We start from the raw sequence: 14,505 nt of genomic DNA, 5'->3' as shown, positions 1-14,505 counted from the left end.
GAAAATGCTGTCCGGAAACTCTTCCCGCTCCTAGGGTGGCGACGATCAGCCCCCGGAAAGAGGAGCAGGACATGACCGAGGAGTGGACGACCCCGGACTTCGTCGAGTACGAAACCCCGATGGAGGTCACCGCCTACGCGGCCCGCATGGCGGACTGACGGATGCCGGTCGAGCCACTCTCGGAAAGCGCATTCATCGACGCCCTGCGCGGTCTGTCCGGCCGGTACTGGGGAACGCACCCGTTCCACCGCCGGCTGCACGCGGGCCGGCTCGACGAGCGCGCGCTGCGGATCTGGGCGGCGAACCGCTGGTACTACCAGTGCGTGCTGCCGCAGAAGGACGCGGCGATCATCAGCAACTGCCCGCTGCCGGAGATCCGCCGCCAGTGGCTCGACCGGATCGTCTACCACGACGGCGTGAGCGCCGGCACCGGCGGGATCGAACGCTGGCTGCGGCTCTGCACGGCGGTCGGCTTGGACCGCGACGAGGTTCTCGACGAACGGCACGTCGCTCCCGGCGTCCGCTTCGCCGTGGACGCCTACGTGACCTTCGCGCGGACGAAACCCTGGTGGGAGGCCGTCGCGTCGGGACTGACCGAGATGTTCGCCGGGCACCTGATGCAGCAGCGGGTGGCGGACATGCTCGCGCACTATGCGTGGATCGACCGGGAAGACCTCGCCTACTTCACCAACCGGATCGACAAGGTCGCCGGCGAAGGCAAGGACACCCTCGACATCGTGGTCCGCCACTGCGTCACGCGCGAACAGCAGGACCGCGCGATCGCCGCGCTGGCGTTCAAGTGCGACGTCCTGTGGTCCATGCTCGACGCGATCGAACGGGCGGCCGCGTGATCACCGCCGATTCGGTTCCGCAGCTGCGCCGCGGCGTGCGGCTGTCCTTCGACCACGTGAGGGAGACGCACGTGCTGCTGTTCCCCGAGGGCGTCCTGGTGCCGAACGCCACCGCGGCCGCGGTGCTCGAACTCTGCGACGGCGCCCGGTCGGTCGCAGAGATCACGACGGCGCTTTCCGGGCGGTACTCCGGCGTGGTCGCCCAGGACGTCCTTTCCGTGCTGTCCCGGCTGGGCGAACGGCGGGTCGTCGCATGGACGTGAGCCCGCCGCTGGGCCTGCTGGCCGAGCTGACCCACCGCTGTCCGCTGCACTGTCCTTATTGCTCGAACCCGGTGGAACTGGCTTCCCGCTCCGCGGAGATGTCCACTGAGGACTGGCTGTCGGTGCTGTCCCAGGCCCGTGCACTGGGTGTGCTGCAGGTGCACATGTCCGGCGGCGAGCCGTTGCTCCGGCCGGACCTGCCCTCCCTGGTGTCGCACGCGAGTGAGCTCGGCTGCTACGTCAACCTCGTCACTTCCGGGCTCGGCCTGACGGCTTCGCGGCTCGACGACCTCGTCGAGCGCGGCCTGGCGCACGTCCAGCTGTCGGCGCAGGGCGCGACCCGGGAGCGGGCCGACCTGCTGGCCGGCGCGAAGGCGCACGACCGGAAGCTGCTCGCGGCCGCGCTGGTGAAGGAGTCCGGGCTGCCGCTGTCGCTGAACGTGGTGCTGCACCGGCGCAACCACGACCAGCTGGCCGGGATCATCGAGCTGGCCGAGCGAATGGGCGCGGACCGGCTGGAGCTGGCGAACACGCAGTACTACGGCTGGGCGTTGCGCAACCGGGACGCGCTGATGCCGACGGCTGCGCAGCTGGCCGCCGCCGAGCCGGTGGTGCGCGCGGCGATCGCGCGCTTGCGGGGCACGATGGAGATCGTCTACGTCGTCGCCGACTACCACGAGCCGTACCCGAAGCCGTGCATGTACGGCTGGGGTGCGCGGCAGCTGACGGTGGCCCCGGACGGCACCGTGCTGCCGTGCCCGGCGGCGTCGGCGATCTCGACGCTGTCGCTGTCCTCGGTGCGGGACACCCCGCTGGCCGAGATCTGGTACGACTCGTCGTCGTTCAACGCCTACCGCGGCGAGGAGTGGATGACCGAGCCGTGCCGCACGTGCGACCGCCGCGAAGTCGACTTCGGCGGCTGCCGCTGCCAGGCGTTCCTGCTCACCGGCGACGCCGCGGCCACGGACCCGGTGTGCTCCCGCTCGCCCGAACGCGGCGCGGTCGACCTGCTCCTGTCCCGTCCCCCGGCGGCCGACCTGGTCATGCGCCGGTGAAGGTGATCCTGCTGGGTACCGCGGCGGGCGGCGGGTGTCCACAGTGGAACTGTGCGTGCCGCCTCTGCACGTCCGGGCTGGTGCCCCGCTCGCAGGACTGCGTAGCCATCAGCGCGGACGGCGTCGGCTGGTACCTGCTGAACTGCTCGCCGGACATCCGCGCGCAGATCCTCGGGACGCCGGAGCTGCGGGCCGGGCCGGGGCCGCGTGAGATCCCGCTGCGCGGGGTGCTGCTGACGGACGCCGAACTCGACCACGCGCTGGGCCTGCTGATGCTGCGCGAGTCGGGCGGGCTCCCGGTGTGGGCGCCACCGGCGGTGCTGTCCGCGCTGTCACCGTTCCGTGCCATCGTGGACGGCTACGGCGGCTGGACGTGGTCGTCCGTGGTGGACGTTCCGGGGTTGCGGGTCGAGGTGCTGCCGGTGAGCGACAAGCGGCCGAAGTACGCCCGGGCCGATTCCGGCGGCCCGTGGGTGGTCGCCTACCGCATCTCGGACCCGGCGACGGGCGGTGTGCTGGTGTACGCGCCGTGCCTGCGGAGCTGGCCCGCCGGGTTCGACGCGTTCGTCGCGGACGCTTCGCTCGTCTTGCTGGACGGGACGTTCTACGCGCCGGACGAGATGGCCGGGGTGGGCGGCCCGGACCAGCTCGCGATGGGACACCTGCCGATCACGTCGATCCTGCCCCGGGTGGCCGGGCGGCCCTGGGCGTTCACGCACGTCAACAACACGAACCCGGTGCTGGACTCGGCATCGGCCGAGCACGCCGCGGTGCTGGCCGCGGGCGCTTCGCTGCCTTTGGACGGCACGGCGTACGTACTTTAAGCCGTTGACAGCGGTGGTTGGCTGAAGCCATGTGCCTCCCGGGTGCCCAGCGCCGATGAGCGCTCCCCTCCGCTGCCTGCCACGTCCTCTCCGGCCGGGGCCGCGCCCGTGACCACCTCACTCGTCGCGCCGCTGCGGGAAGCTCCGTTCCGGGCCCTCGTCACCGGCCGGAGCCTGGCCCAGTTCGGGAACGCCGTCGCGCCCTTCGCGCTCGCCTTTGCCGTCGTCGATCTCACCGGGTCCGCCGTCGATCTCGGGCTCGTCGTCGGGGCTCGTTCGCTCGCCAATGTGCTTCTGCTGCTGTTCGGCGGGATGCTGGCCGACCGGCTGCCGCGGTCGGTCATCCTGCAGGGCACCGAAACCGCCGCCGCCCTCACCCAGGCCGCCGTGGCCGCGAGTGTCCTCTGTGGATTCGCCTCGATCCCGCTGCTGGCCGGGCTCGGGTTCGTCAACGGCGCCGTCTCGGCCATCTCGCTGCCCGCGGCCGCCGCCCTCACGCCGTCGACCGTGCCCGGCGCCCAGCTCACCCAGGCGAACGCCCTGGTCCGGCTGCTGGCGAACACCGGCCGTATCGCCGGGGCCGGCCTGGCCGGCGTGCTCGTCGCCTTCGCCGGCTCCGGGTGGGCGCTCGCCGGGAACGCGCTGCTCTTCCTCGCCGCCGCGGTGGCTTACCGGCGGATCCGGCTGCCGCGCGGCGAACGCGTTCCGGGCAGCCGCCCGCTCGCCGAGCTCGCCGAAGGCTGGCGGGAGTTCCGCGCCCGCGCGTGGGTGTGGCTGGTGGTGCTGCAGTTCATGATCGTCAACGCGGCGACCGCCGGTGCGCTGCTGGTGATCGGCCCGCTCGTCGCCGACGACACCTTCGGCCGCACCGGCTGGGGGTTCGCGCTGGCCACGCAGACCGCGGGCTCGCTGCTCGGCGGCGTCCTCGCCGCCCACTGGCAACCGCGGCGGATGCTCTTCACCGGCGTCGCGGTGGTCATGGCCGCGGCGCTGCCGATGCTGGCCCTGGGTCAGACGCCGTACCTGCTGCCGCTGCTGGCCGCGATGTTCCTCTCCGGTGTCGCGCTCGAACAGTTCTCCGTCGCGTGGGACGTGTCGCTGCAGGAGAACATCCCGCCGGACAAGCTCGCCCGCGTCTACTCCTACGACATGCTCGGCTCGTTCGTCGCGATGCCGCTCGGCCAGATCACCGCGGGCCCGCTGGCCGAACACGCCGGCCGGCCGGCGACGCTCTTCGGCGGCGCGGCCCTGGTCGTCGTCGCGACGGCGCTCGTGCTGTGCAGCTCGCAGGTGCGGGGCCTCGTCCGCCGGGTGCCGGCCGGCCCGGGTCGAAGCTAACGGCCCACGCGCGGCCCGGACGTCAGGTCGCGGTGGCCGTCGAGGCGCCACCAGCTCTCCAGCGTCTCGCGTAAAGCCTTCAGCAGCTCGCCCCCCGTTTCCAGCGGGACCAGCGCCGCCTTGCCGTCGTCCACCCTGAGCGCCGCGGCCAGCCTGTCGCCCTGCTCGATCAGGCCGACCACCACCCGCGTCGGCTCGCCGGTGCTGTCGACGGTCGGGATGGCTTGTTCGTAGCGCCAGCCTGGAGCGTTCATCCGGCCGAGAGTGGCACAGCTTCGCCGGCTCCGGTCCGGCTTTCACCCTCACGTGTGCCTCAGGCGAGCGCCCAGGGCCGCACTTCCTCCAGCAGCTTCGCCACGGCCAGCACGAGGTCGTCCGAGTGCCGCGGCCCGACGATCTGCAGGCCGACCGGCAGTCCCGCCGACGTGCGCCCGGCCGGCACGCTGATCGCCGGCTGCTGGGTCATGTTGAACGGGTACGTGAACGGCGTCCACTCCGGCCATTCGCTCAGCCCGCTGCCCGGCGGCACGTCGTGCCCGGCCTCGAACGCCGCGATCGGGATGGTCGGCGTGATCAGCACGTCGTAGCGCGTGTGGAACTCGCCCATCCGGATGCCCAGCGCGGCGCGCTCGGCGGTCGCGTCGAGGTAGTCGCTCGCCGTCCACTTCTTGCCGAGTTCCCAGACCCGCCGCAGCCCGGGGTCGGTCCGCTCCTCGGAGCCGGGCGGGAACGAGTCCAGCAGCTTCGCCGCCCCCGAAGACCACAGGACGTCGAACGCCGGCTTCGGGTCGGCGAACCCGGGGTCGGTCTCCTCGACGTGCAGGCCGGCGTCCCCCAGCGCGCGGACCGCGGCCGCCACGATCGCGGCCACCTCCGGGTCGACGTCGACGTAGCCCAGCGTCGGCGAGAACGCGGCGATCAGGCCGCGCACATCGCGCCGGACGGCCTCCCGGAACGACCCCACCGGCGGCGCCAGCGCGGCCGGGTCGCGGGGGTCGGGCAGCGACAGGACGTCCAGCAGCAGTGCGGTGTCGTCCACCGACCGCGCCATCGGGCCGGCGTGCGAGAGCGGGCCGAACGGGCTCGCCGGGTAGAGCGGGATCCGGCCGTGGGTCGGCTTCAGCCCGACGATGCCGCAGAACGACGCCGGGATCCGCACCGAGCCACCGCCGTCCGTGCCGACCGACAGCTCGCCCATCCCGGCCGCGACGGCCGCGGCGCTGCCGCCGCTCGACCCGCCCGCCGTCTTCGACGGGTCGGCCGGGTTGCGCGTGATGCCGTACAGCGAGCTGTCGGTGACGCCCTTCCACCCGATCTCGGGCGTGGTCGTCTTGCCCAGCAGCACCAGGCCGGCCTCACGCATCCGCGCGGCGACCGGGCTGTCGACGTCCCACGGCTGGTCCGGGTCGATGCTCTTCGAGCCCCGGACGGTCGGCCAGCCCTGGGTGAGGAACATGTCCTTGATCGACGACGGCACGCCGTCGAGCCACCCGATCGGGTTACCGTCCCGCCAGCGGACCTCGGACGCCTTCGCCTGCTCCAGCGCGCGATCGGCGTCGACGAGGCAGAACGCGTTGCACTCGCCGTCCCGGGCTTCGATGGCCTGCAGGGCGTTCTGCGTCGCCTCGACCGGTGAAAGCTCACCGGTCGCGTAGGCGGCGACGAGCTCGCTGGCGGTCAGCATCCTGTCGTTCATCCGGCTCCCTGGTTCCCCGACGGCACGTAGCCGAGCGTCTTGTCGACGACATTGCGCAGCGGCTCCCCAGCGCGCCACCGGCGGAAGTTTTCGGTGAACACCTCGACCAGCGCGTTGCGCCAGCCGACGAAGTCCCCGGACATGTGCGGCGAGATCAGCACGTCCGGCAGCGTCCACAGCGGGCTTTCGGCCGGCAGCGGCTCGGTGTCGAAGACGTCGAGCGCGGCCCCGTCGATGGTCTTGCTTTCGAGCGCTCTTACGAGATCCGACGTCACCACGAGCTCGCCCCGGCCCACGTTGACGAACCGCGCCGACGGCTTCATCGCGGCGAACGCGCGCGCGTCGAACATGCCCTTCGTGTGCTCGGTCAGCGGCGCGACCGCGACGACGTAGTCGGCGTGCGGCAGGATTTCGGTGAGCCGCGCGGACTCGTGCACCACGCCGAAGTCGGGGTCGCCGATGCGCTCACGGCGCCCGGCGCCGCTCACCCGCATCCCGGCCGCGCGCAGCAGCCGCGCGATGGCCCGGCCGATCGGCCCGGTGCCGACGACCACCACCTCCCGCCCGGCGATCCGCTCACTCTCGCGGTGCAGCCAGCGGCCCTCGCGCTGCAGGTCGTGCGAGCGCGCGAAGTCCTTCGCGAAGGCGAGCACGACGCCCAGCACGTACTCCGCGATGGCGTCGTCGAAGACGCCCCGCGAGTTCGTCAGGACCACGTCGCTCTCCCGCAGCCCGGGGAACAGCACGGGGTCGACCCCCGCGCTGGCGATGTGCAGCCAGCGCAGCCGGTCGGCCGCGTGCCACGCGCCGGGCACGGCCGTGGAGAGGAAGTCGTAGACGAAGAGGGCGTCCGCTCCGGACAACGCTTCGGCAAGGCCCGCGGCGTCCGTGTAACGCACGACCGCCCCGGATTCGACAGCACGCATGTCCGGTGGGCGGGACTCGCCGCAGAGCACGGCCAGGACGGGAGCTTCCCGGTGTTCCGAGGCGATCACGTTGACACGGTAAAAGTCACTCGTATGATTGTCAACAATCCGAGGAACGACCCCCGGAGCACCGGACGTGTCAAGTACGGACGTATTCCGGAGGCTGAGCCTTGGATTTCGACTTCCTGGCGTTCGACGGCCCGCTGGCGCAACGCGGCATCGGCGTCATCGCCCCCTTCGACCTCGCGCTGGAGCGCGAGCTCTGGCGCTGGGTGCCGATGGAGGTGTCCCTCCACCTCGCCCGCACGCCGTACGAGCCGGTGCCGGTCAGCATGGAGATGGCCCGCCTGGTCAGCGACAGCCACCACCTGGCCAGCGCGACCCGCGACGTGCTGCACGTCGAGCCCGAGGTCGTCGCCTACCTCTGCACGTCGGGCAGCTTCGTCAACGGCGTCGACTACGAGCGCTCGCTGACCAAGGCGATCTGCGACGCCGGCGCGCCGGACGCCGTCACCACCTCGGGCGCGCTGGCCGAAGTGCTGCACCAGCTCGACCTCCACCGCGTCTCCGTGCTCACCCCCTACGACGCCGACCTGACCGCCGCCCTGCACGGCTTCCTCGCCGAGCTGGACGTCGCGACCGTCGCCAGCGACCACCTCGGCCTGGGCGGCGGCATCTGGAAGGTCAGCTACCGGACCATCGCCGAGCGCATCCTCGCCGCCGACCACGGCGACGCCGAAGCGATCTTCGTCAGCTGCACCAACCTCCCCACTTATGACCTGATCGAGCCCCTGGAAGCCGCGCTCGGCAAACCGGTGCTCACCGCCAACCAGCTGACGATGTGGGCGTGCCTGCGCCGGATGCACCTCCCCATCGTCGGACCCGGGAGGTGGCTCCGTGACGTGTCGTGACGGTTTTCCTTGACCTTCCCTCTAGGATTGTCGACAATTTGCGTCCCCTCCGGAGGTTCCGTGACCACCATCGGTTTCATCTACCCCGACCACGCGGCCGAAGACGACTACCCGCTGGCCGAGCAGCTGCTCGGCGGCATGGCCGTCGACGAGGGCGACATCCGGCTGGCGGTCGAGCACATCTACGGCACCGACAAGCACGCGGTGGCCGAGCTGCTCGACCTCGGCAGCGAGGCCCGCCTCGCCGACGGCGCCGCCCTCCTCGCCAAGCACGAGCCCGACGCGGTCATCTGGGCATGCACCAGCGGCAGCTTCGTCTACGGCTGGGAGGGCGCCCGCGACCAGGCCGACCGCCTCGCCGCCGTCGCCGGTGTCCCGGCCTCCAGCACCTCCTTCGCGTTCGTGCACGCCGCGCGCGCCCTGGACGTCAAGCGGGTCGCCGTCGCCGCCAGCTACCCGGACGACATCGCCCGGCTGTTCGTCGACTTCCTCAAGGCCGGCGGCATCGAGGTCGTCTCGATGGCCAGCGCGGACATCGTCACGGCGGCCGAGGTCGGCGCGCTGAGCCCGGAAGCCGTCCTCGCGCTCGCCGTGAGCCACGACCACCCGGACGCCGACGCGGTGCTCGTGCCGGACACCGCCATGCGCACCCTCGCCGAGATCAACGCGGTGGAGGCCGCGCTCGGCAAGCCCGTGCTGACCGCCAACCAGGTCACGGTCTGGGAGGGCCTGCGCCTGACCGGCCGGCACCGGCTCGTCCGCTCGCTCGGCGCGCTCTTCCGGCACCTGCCGCACGGGAGCGCCTGACATGGCCCTGCCGCCGGGCATGCTGCCCGAGATCGAACCGGTGAGCCGCGAGTCGACGGCCGCCGTCATCGCGCGCCAGCTGCGTGACGCGATCATGACGGGCGCCCTCCCGCCCGGGACCCAGCTCGGCGAGAGCGAGCTGGCCGCGCGGTTCCAGGTGTCACGGGGGCCGCTCCGGGAAGCCATGCAGCACCTGGTGTCCGAAGGGCTGCTGCGCAGTGAACGGCATCGCGGGCTGTTCGTGATCGACCTCGAGCCGGGCGACGTCTACGACATCTACGCCGCCCGGTCCGCGATCGAGCGAGCCGCCATGCTGCGCGCCCTGCGCGGCGGCGACCGCGACCGGATCGCGGACGTGCTCGAGCAGACCGTCACCGAGATGGCGACCGCGGCGAGCGAGGACGACCCCACCGCCCTCTCCACCGCGGACCTCAAGTTCCACGAGGCTCTGATCAACGCCTCCGGCAGCAAGCGGCTCGTGCGGATGGCCCGGACGCTGCTGATCGAGACGCGGATGTGCCTGACGGCGTTGCAGAGCACGTACCAGCGGGTCGAGGAGCGCGTGGACGAGCACACGAAGCTCATCCAGGCCCTGCGCGACGGCGACGAGGAGACGGCGCTGGCGCTGCTGGAGGCCCACATGGAGGACGCGGTGCAGCGGCTTGCGCCGGGCACGAGCCTGACGGACGGGGAAGCTCCGCCGGTACCGGGAAACGCGTGATTGGACAGTCGACACGCGTGATTGAAGGGTCGACTCGCGTGATTGAAGGGTCGACTCGCGTACCTGGGCGGTCGGCTCGCGTACCTGGACGGACGGCTCGCGTACCTGGACGGACGGCTCGCGTACCTGGGCGGACGGCTCGCGTGATTCGGCGGGCATCTCGCGTGGCTGGGCGGGGGTCTCGGGGGTGGGGTTAGTGGGCATGGCGGGGTCCTAGGACTGGCTGGCCGGCGCGGCCGTCGCGGTAGTCGGGGGACCAGGGGAAGCGGCCCTGGGCGTCCGCGTGGACCAGTTGCAGCGCGCGGATTTCCGGGCCGTACAGCGCTGCCGCGAACACCAGGTGCACCGACGGCTCCGTGAGCTCGACGACCTCGACCAGAGGGCCGTCGGGCAGCGGGATGCGTTCGCCCGCCGTCGGTGGTGAGCCGCGCAGGACTTGGGCGGCCAGGTTGTTCAGCAGGCCGCCGGCCGCGAGGGGCGGGAGGCCGGTCACGACCAGCTCCGGCAAGCCGTACCCGCTCAGGCCGATCGTGTACGCCCACGGCGGGTACGGCCCGGCTCCCTCCACTCCCTGCACCAGCCAGCCCCGGTCGGCCACGCCGCCGCGAAGCCGCTCCAGGTAACCGGATCTGTCCCGGTTCTCGCACTCGAAGCACATCGGTGTCTCCTCCCCCTCGGTGGGCTCGGGAACCACCGTGCCGGAGGGCACCGACAAAAACTCAGCCCAGCGCTTCGGCCACCGCCGTGCCGAGCCGTTCTGTGGTATCCGTGCCGCCGAGGTCGGGCGTGCGCACCCGGCCCTCGTCGAGCACCCGGTCCACCGCGGTGCGGATCGCTTGCGCCGCAACGGTTTCGCCCAGGTGTTCGACCAGCATCGCGGCCGCCAGGATCTGGGCGACGGGGTTGGCGATCCCTTGCCCCGCGATGTCCGGAGCGCTCCCGTGGACCGCCTCGAACATCGACGGGAATTCACCCGATGGGCTGATGTTGCCGGACGGTGCCATGCCCAGCCCGCCGGTGATCGCGGCGGCGAGGTCGCTGAGGATGTCGCCGAAGAGGTTCGACGCCACCACGATGTCGAGCCGGTCCGGCGCCTGCACCATCCGCGCCGCCAGGGCATCCACGTGCATCTGTTCACTGTGGACATCGGGGAACTCGGCCGCGACCTCGGCGAAGATCTCGTCCCAGAACGGCATCGAGTGGATCAGGCCGTTGGACTTCGTCGCCGAGCAGACGCGGGAAGACCGCGTCCGGGCCAGCTCGAACGCGTACCGGATGATCCGGGTGACGCCGACACGCGTGAAAACCGACTCCTGCAGCACGAATTCGTCCGGCCGGCCGGCGTTGTGCCGCCCGCCGATCGCCGAGTACTCCCCTTCGGAGTTCTCGCGGACGATGACGAGCTCCAGCTCCTCGGCCTTCCGCCCGGCCAGCACGGACGTCGTGCCCGGCAGCAGCCGCACCGGGCGCAGGTTGACGTACTGCTGGAACGCCCGCCGCAGCGGGATCAGCAGGCCCCACAGGGAAACGTGGTCCGGGACGCCGGGGAAGCCGACCGCGCCGAGCAGGATCCCGTCGAACGCCGAGAGCCGCGAAACCCCGTCGTCCGGCATCATCGACCCGAGCCGCGCGTACCGCTCGCAGCTCCAGTCGAACTCGGTCCACTCCAGCGAAAAATCGAACAAAGCGGCCGCCCGGTCGAGGACCTTGCGGGCCTCGACCGTGACGTCCACGCCGATCCCGTCGCCGGGGATGCTCGCCAGGCGGTACACGCTCACAGGGCCACCGCGATGTACTTGATCTCCAGGAACTCCTCGATGCCGACCGAGCCGCCTTCGCGGCCGAGCCCGGACTGCTTGATCCCGCCGAACGGCGCCGCCGGGTTCGACACGATGCCCTGGTTGAGCCCGATCATCCCGGCTTCGAGCGCTTCCGAAACCCGCAGCGCGCGATTGAGGTCGCTGGTGAAGAGGTAGGAAACGAGCCCGAACTCGGTGTCGTTCGCCTTCGCGATGGCCTCTTCCTCGGTGTCGAACGCCGTGATCGGGGCGACCGGCCCGAAGATCTCTTCGTGCGTCAGCCGCGCTTCCTGCGGGACGTCGGCGAGCACGGTGGCCGGGTAGAAGTGGCCCGGCCCGTCGACGGCGGACCCGCCGGTGAGGATCCGAGCGCCGCGGTCGGTGGCGTCCTTGACCAGTTCGGTCACCTTCTCGACGGCCTTCTCGTCGATCAGCGGGCCGACCACGACGTCCTTCTCGGTGCCGCGGCCCATCGGCAGCGCCCGCATGCGCTCGGTCAGCCGCCGCGCGAACTCGTCGACGACGCCGCGCTGCACGTAGAACCGGTTCGCCGCGGTGCAGGCCTCGCCGATGTTGCGCATCTTCGCCTGCATGGCGCCGTCGATGGCGGCGTCCATGTCCGCGTCCTCGAAGACCAGGAAGGGGGCGTTGCCGCCCAGCTCCATCGACGTGCGCAGGACCTTGTCGGCGCACTGTTCCAGGAGCTTGCGGCCGACCCCGGTGGAGCCGGTGAAGGAGAGCTTGCGGGCGCGGCCGTCGCGGATCAGCGGCTCCATCACGCCGCCGGAGTCGCTGGTCGTGACGACGTTGAGCACGCCCTCGGGCAGGCCCGCCTCGGCGAGGATGCCGGCCAGCGCGAGCATCGACAGCGGCGTCTGGGCGGCGGGCTTGATCACCGACGTGCAGCCGGCGGCGATCGCCGGGCCGATCTTGCGGGTGCCCATCGCCATCGGGAAGTTCCACGGCGTGATCAGCAGCGCCGGCCCGACCGGCTGCTTGGTGATCAGGAACCGGCCGGCGCCGTTGGGGGCGGTCGCGTAGCCGCCGTCGATGCGGACGGCCTCCTCGGCGAACCAGCGGAAGAACTCCGCGGCGTAGGCGATCTCGCCCTTCGACTCGGCGATCGGCTTGCCCATCTCCAGGGTCATCAGCAGCGCCAGTTCCTCCTGGCGCCGCATCAGCAGCTCGAAGGCGCGGCGCAGGATCTCGCCGCGCTCACGGGGGGCCATCTTCGCGAAATCGGCCTGCGCCGCGACGGCGGCGTCCAGCGCCGCGACGCCGTCCGACGGCGAGGCGTCGGCGACGTGACAAAGCTCGTTGCCGGTGGCCGGGTCGACCACCGGGAAGGTCTTGCCGTCCTGGGCGGCGACCCACTTGCCGCCGATGAACAGTTCCTTGCCGACCGCCTCGACGACGCCGGACTCGGTGCTCGCGCTCATCCCGACTTGCTCCTCACGTGTTGTCCCGAAAGCCATGCTATGGATATTGTCAACAATCGACAACCAGATCGGACCGACCGAGGAGCACGCTGTGGCCCAGCTCTCTCCGCTGCTCAAGCAGGCAACGCCCGTCGTGGTCGACCACGGTGAAGGGGTTTACCTCTACGACGTCGAGGGCAAACGCCACCTCGACTTCACCGCCGGCATCGGCGTCACGAGCACCGGGCACTGCCACCCCCACGTCGTGCGGGCCGCGCAGGAGCAGATCGGCAAGCTCGTCCACGGCCAGTACACGACGGTCATGCACAAGCCGCTCCTCGAGCTGACCGAACGCCTCGGCGAGGTCCTGCCGAGCGGGCTCGACTCGCTCTTCTACGCGAACTCGGGCAGTGAAGCCGTCGAAGCGGCGTTGCGGCTTTCGCGGCAGGCGACCAAGCGCCCGAACGTCATCGTCTTCCAGGGCGGCTTCCACGGCCGGACGGTCGCCGCCGCGTCCATGACGACGTCCGGGACGCGGTTCAGCGCCGGCATCGGCCCGCTGATGGCCGGGGTGCACGTCGCGCCGTTCCCGTACGCCTACCACTACGGCTGGGACGAGCGGACGGCGACGAAGTTCGCCCTGCGCGAGCTGGACTACCTGTTCCAGACCGTCTGCGCGCCGAACGAGACCGCCGCGTTCTTCGTCGAACCCGTGCTGGGCGAGGGCGGGTACGTCCCGGCGAACACCGAGTTCCTGGCCGGGCTGCGCGAGCGCGCCGACCGGCACGGCATCCTGCTCGTCGTCGACGAGATCCAGACCGGCTTCGGCCGCACCGGGAAGTTCTGGGGCCACGACCACTTCGACGTCTCCCCCGACGTCGTCCTCATCGCGAAGGGCCTGGCCAGCGGCTTCCCCTTGTCCGGCATCGCCGCTTCGCAGGAGTTGATGGCGAAGGCGTACCCGGGGTCGCAGGGCGGGACGTACGGTGGCAACGCGGTTTCGTGCGCCGCGGCGATCGCGACGCTCGAGGTCATCCAGCAGGAGAACCTCGTCGGGAACGCCGCCGAGCGCGGCCGCCAGCTGCTCGAAGGTGCGCGGGTGATCGCGGACAAGACGCCGTCGATCGGCGAGGTGCGCGGGCTCGGGCTGCTGGTCGGCTCGGAGTTCAGCACCGCCGACGGCGAGCCCGACACGGCCACCGCGCAGGCCGCCCAGCAGGCGGCGGCGAAGAGCGGTCTGCTGCTGCTCACCTGCGGGCCGTACATGAACGTCGTCCGGATGGTGCCGCCGCTGGTCGTCACCGCCGAGCAGGTCGACGACGCGCTGCGGATCTGGGGCGACGTCGTCGCCTCGGTCACGGGGAGCTGAGCGTGGCCCGGTACATCACGATCACCCTCGACAAGCGCGGCGTCTCCTGCCGCGCCCGGCTGCTGGACGACGAAGCACCGCGGACCTGCAAAGCGGTCTGGGACGCGTTGCCGCAGAGCGGTTCCGCCTACCACGCGAAGTACGCGCGCAACGAGGTCTACACGCTGGTGCCGCCGTTCGCGGAACCCAAGCCGGGCCGGGAGAACCCGACGATCACGCCGATCCCCGGCGACGTCGTCTACTTCGGTTTCGAGGCCTGGGAAATCGGCAACCCGGCGTACGGCTACGACGAGGACAGTGAGGCGCACAGCGACCAGGGCGCGACCGACCTGGCGATCTTCTACGGCCGCAACAACCTGCTGATCAACGGCGACGCGGGCTGGGTGCCCGGCAACGTGTTCGCCACGATCGAGGAGGGCCTGGCCGAGATGGCGGCGGCCGCGCAGGACCTGTGGCTCCGCGGTGTCGAGGGCGAGACGCTCTCGTTCGCGCGCGCCTGAAACAGCGCCTGACCACGGGCCCGGCCG

General features: G+C 71.4%; 17 protein-coding genes. 11 read left to right on the top strand and 6 right to left on the bottom strand.

What is annotated here, in order from left to right; translation table 11 throughout:
• Positions 1-71: 71 nt before the first annotated feature.
• From pqqA to C2L58_RS00315, 6 genes are all read left to right on the top strand, one after another.
• Positions 72-158 carry a pyrroloquinoline quinone precursor peptide PqqA gene (pqqA, locus tag C2L58_RS00340; protein ID WP_043776987.1) on the top strand — a complete coding sequence of 29 codons (87 nt, stop codon included), beginning with the start codon at positions 72-74 and terminating at the stop codon, positions 156-158.
• Between the two features lie 3 nt (positions 159-161).
• Positions 162-851 carry a pyrroloquinoline-quinone synthase PqqC gene (gene pqqC, locus C2L58_RS00335; RefSeq protein WP_103334796.1) on the top strand — a complete coding sequence of 230 codons (690 nt, stop codon included), beginning with the start codon at positions 162-164 and terminating at the stop codon, positions 849-851.
• Positions 848-1,114, top strand: a complete 267-nt coding sequence (gene pqqD, locus C2L58_RS00330) for a pyrroloquinoline quinone biosynthesis peptide chaperone PqqD (protein WP_103334794.1) — start codon at positions 848-850, stop codon at positions 1,112-1,114. The genes pqqC and pqqD overlap by 4 nt, the downstream gene beginning before the upstream one ends.
• Complete coding sequence (pqqE, locus tag C2L58_RS00325) at positions 1,105-2,169, top strand: pyrroloquinoline quinone biosynthesis protein PqqE (RefSeq protein WP_103334792.1); 1,065 nt, start codon at positions 1,105-1,107, stop codon at positions 2,167-2,169. Before pqqD ends, pqqE begins: the two co-directional genes overlap by 10 nt.
• Complete coding sequence (gene pqqB, locus C2L58_RS00320) at positions 2,166-2,993, top strand: pyrroloquinoline quinone biosynthesis protein PqqB (protein ID WP_103334790.1); 828 nt, start codon at positions 2,166-2,168, stop codon at positions 2,991-2,993. Before pqqE ends, pqqB begins: the two co-directional genes overlap by 4 nt.
• Before the next feature lie 108 nt (positions 2,994-3,101).
• Positions 3,102-4,331, top strand: a complete 1,230-nt coding sequence (locus tag C2L58_RS00315) for an MFS transporter (RefSeq protein WP_103334788.1) — start codon at positions 3,102-3,104, stop codon at positions 4,329-4,331.
• Here the strand turns inward: C2L58_RS00315 and C2L58_RS00310 are convergent.
• Genes C2L58_RS00310 through C2L58_RS00300 form a run of 3 tightly spaced genes read right to left on the bottom strand, consistent with a single transcriptional unit; the run spans position 4,328 to position 7,022 of the window.
• Positions 4,328-4,585, bottom strand: a complete 258-nt coding sequence (locus tag C2L58_RS00310; protein WP_103334786.1) for a hypothetical protein — start codon at positions 4,583-4,585, stop codon at positions 4,328-4,330. The two genes, C2L58_RS00315 and C2L58_RS00310, sit on opposite strands and share 4 nt — an antisense overlap.
• Positions 4,586-4,644: 59 nt before the next feature.
• Positions 4,645-6,027 carry an amidase gene (locus C2L58_RS00305; RefSeq protein ID WP_103334784.1) on the bottom strand — a complete coding sequence of 461 codons (1,383 nt, stop codon included), beginning with the start codon at positions 6,025-6,027 and terminating at the stop codon, positions 4,645-4,647.
• Positions 6,024-7,022 (bottom strand): D-2-hydroxyacid dehydrogenase, encoded by a 999-nt coding sequence (locus tag C2L58_RS00300; RefSeq protein WP_103334782.1) that lies wholly within the window; start codon positions 7,020-7,022, stop codon positions 6,024-6,026. Before C2L58_RS00300 ends, C2L58_RS00305 begins: the two co-directional genes overlap by 4 nt.
• Positions 7,023-7,123: 101 nt before the next feature.
• On the opposite strand from C2L58_RS00300, the gene C2L58_RS00295 reads away from it, so the two are divergent.
• The 3 genes from C2L58_RS00295 to C2L58_RS00285 are packed head-to-tail and all read left to right on the top strand — an operon-like array spanning position 7,124 to position 9,392.
• The gene (locus C2L58_RS00295) at positions 7,124-7,864 is read left to right on the top strand and encodes a maleate cis-trans isomerase family protein (protein WP_103334780.1); all 741 of its coding nucleotides are present in this window, start codon (positions 7,124-7,126) and stop codon (positions 7,862-7,864) included.
• Positions 7,865-7,924: 60 nt separating this feature from the next.
• Positions 7,925-8,671 (top strand): maleate cis-trans isomerase family protein, encoded by a 747-nt coding sequence (locus tag C2L58_RS00290; RefSeq protein WP_103334779.1) that lies wholly within the window; start codon positions 7,925-7,927, stop codon positions 8,669-8,671.
• 1 nt (position 8,672) lies between these two features.
• Complete coding sequence (locus tag C2L58_RS00285; protein WP_103334778.1) at positions 8,673-9,392, top strand: GntR family transcriptional regulator; 720 nt, start codon at positions 8,673-8,675, stop codon at positions 9,390-9,392.
• Positions 9,393-9,585: 193 nt separating this feature from the next.
• On the opposite strand, the gene C2L58_RS00280 is transcribed toward C2L58_RS00285, so the two are convergent.
• The 3 genes from C2L58_RS00280 to C2L58_RS00270 all read right to left on the bottom strand — a co-directional run bounded on the left by C2L58_RS00280 (position 9,586) and on the right by C2L58_RS00270 (position 12,630).
• On the bottom strand, positions 9,586-10,050 hold the full coding sequence (locus C2L58_RS00280; RefSeq protein ID WP_103334777.1) for a DUF4262 domain-containing protein: 465 nt from the start codon (positions 10,048-10,050) through the stop codon (positions 9,586-9,588).
• 61 nt (positions 10,051-10,111) lie between these two features.
• Positions 10,112-11,170 carry a tartrate dehydrogenase gene (locus tag C2L58_RS00275; RefSeq protein WP_103334776.1) on the bottom strand — a complete coding sequence of 353 codons (1,059 nt, stop codon included), beginning with the start codon at positions 11,168-11,170 and terminating at the stop codon, positions 10,112-10,114.
• Positions 11,167-12,630, bottom strand: coding sequence for an NAD-dependent succinate-semialdehyde dehydrogenase (locus tag C2L58_RS00270; protein WP_103334774.1), 1,464 nt, complete (start codon positions 12,628-12,630; stop codon positions 11,167-11,169). The genes C2L58_RS00275 and C2L58_RS00270 overlap by 4 nt, the downstream gene beginning before the upstream one ends.
• Before the next feature lie 91 nt (positions 12,631-12,721).
• Here C2L58_RS00270 and C2L58_RS00265 point away from each other — a divergent pair, with 91 nt between their 5' ends.
• Together C2L58_RS00265 and C2L58_RS00260 are read left to right on the top strand one after the other, a co-directional pair.
• Positions 12,722-13,978, top strand: a complete 1,257-nt coding sequence (locus C2L58_RS00265; protein ID WP_103334773.1) for an aspartate aminotransferase family protein — start codon at positions 12,722-12,724, stop codon at positions 13,976-13,978.
• A 2-nt stretch (positions 13,979-13,980) separates the two neighbouring features.
• A complete protein-coding gene (locus C2L58_RS00260; RefSeq protein WP_013229621.1) occupies positions 13,981-14,478 on the top strand; it encodes a DUF3830 family protein in 498 nt (165 codons plus the stop codon).
• Positions 14,479-14,505 lie beyond the last annotated feature (27 nt).

Source organism: Amycolatopsis sp. CA-126428 (genome assembly GCF_002904335.1).
Classification (GTDB): domain Bacteria; phylum Actinomycetota; class Actinomycetes; order Mycobacteriales; family Pseudonocardiaceae; genus Amycolatopsis.
This window is presented reverse-complemented; position numbering and strand designations above follow the sequence as displayed.

What these genes read in the sequence shown, in the direction of transcription:
- C2L58_RS00270 (WP_103334774.1), bottom strand. Translation starts at nt 12,630, where the DNA reads ATGAGCGCGAGCACCGAGTCCGGCGTCGTCGAGGCGGTCGGCAAGGAA.
- C2L58_RS00310 (WP_103334786.1), bottom strand. Translation starts at nt 4,585, where the DNA reads ATGAACGCTCCAGGCTGGCGCTACGAACAAGCCATCCCGACCGTCGAC.
- pqqA (WP_043776987.1), top strand. Translation starts at nt 72, where the DNA reads ATGACCGAGGAGTGGACGACCCCGGACTTCGTCGAGTACGAAACCCCG.
- C2L58_RS00285 (WP_103334778.1), top strand. Translation starts at nt 8,673, where the DNA reads ATGGCCCTGCCGCCGGGCATGCTGCCCGAGATCGAACCGGTGAGCCGC.
- pqqC (WP_103334796.1), top strand. Translation starts at nt 162, where the DNA reads ATGCCGGTCGAGCCACTCTCGGAAAGCGCATTCATCGACGCCCTGCGC.
- pqqE (WP_103334792.1), top strand. Translation starts at nt 1,105, where the DNA reads ATGGACGTGAGCCCGCCGCTGGGCCTGCTGGCCGAGCTGACCCACCGC.
- C2L58_RS00305 (WP_103334784.1), bottom strand. Translation starts at nt 6,027, where the DNA reads ATGAACGACAGGATGCTGACCGCCAGCGAGCTCGTCGCCGCCTACGCG.
- C2L58_RS00280 (WP_103334777.1), bottom strand. Translation starts at nt 10,050, where the DNA reads ATGTGCTTCGAGTGCGAGAACCGGGACAGATCCGGTTACCTGGAGCGG.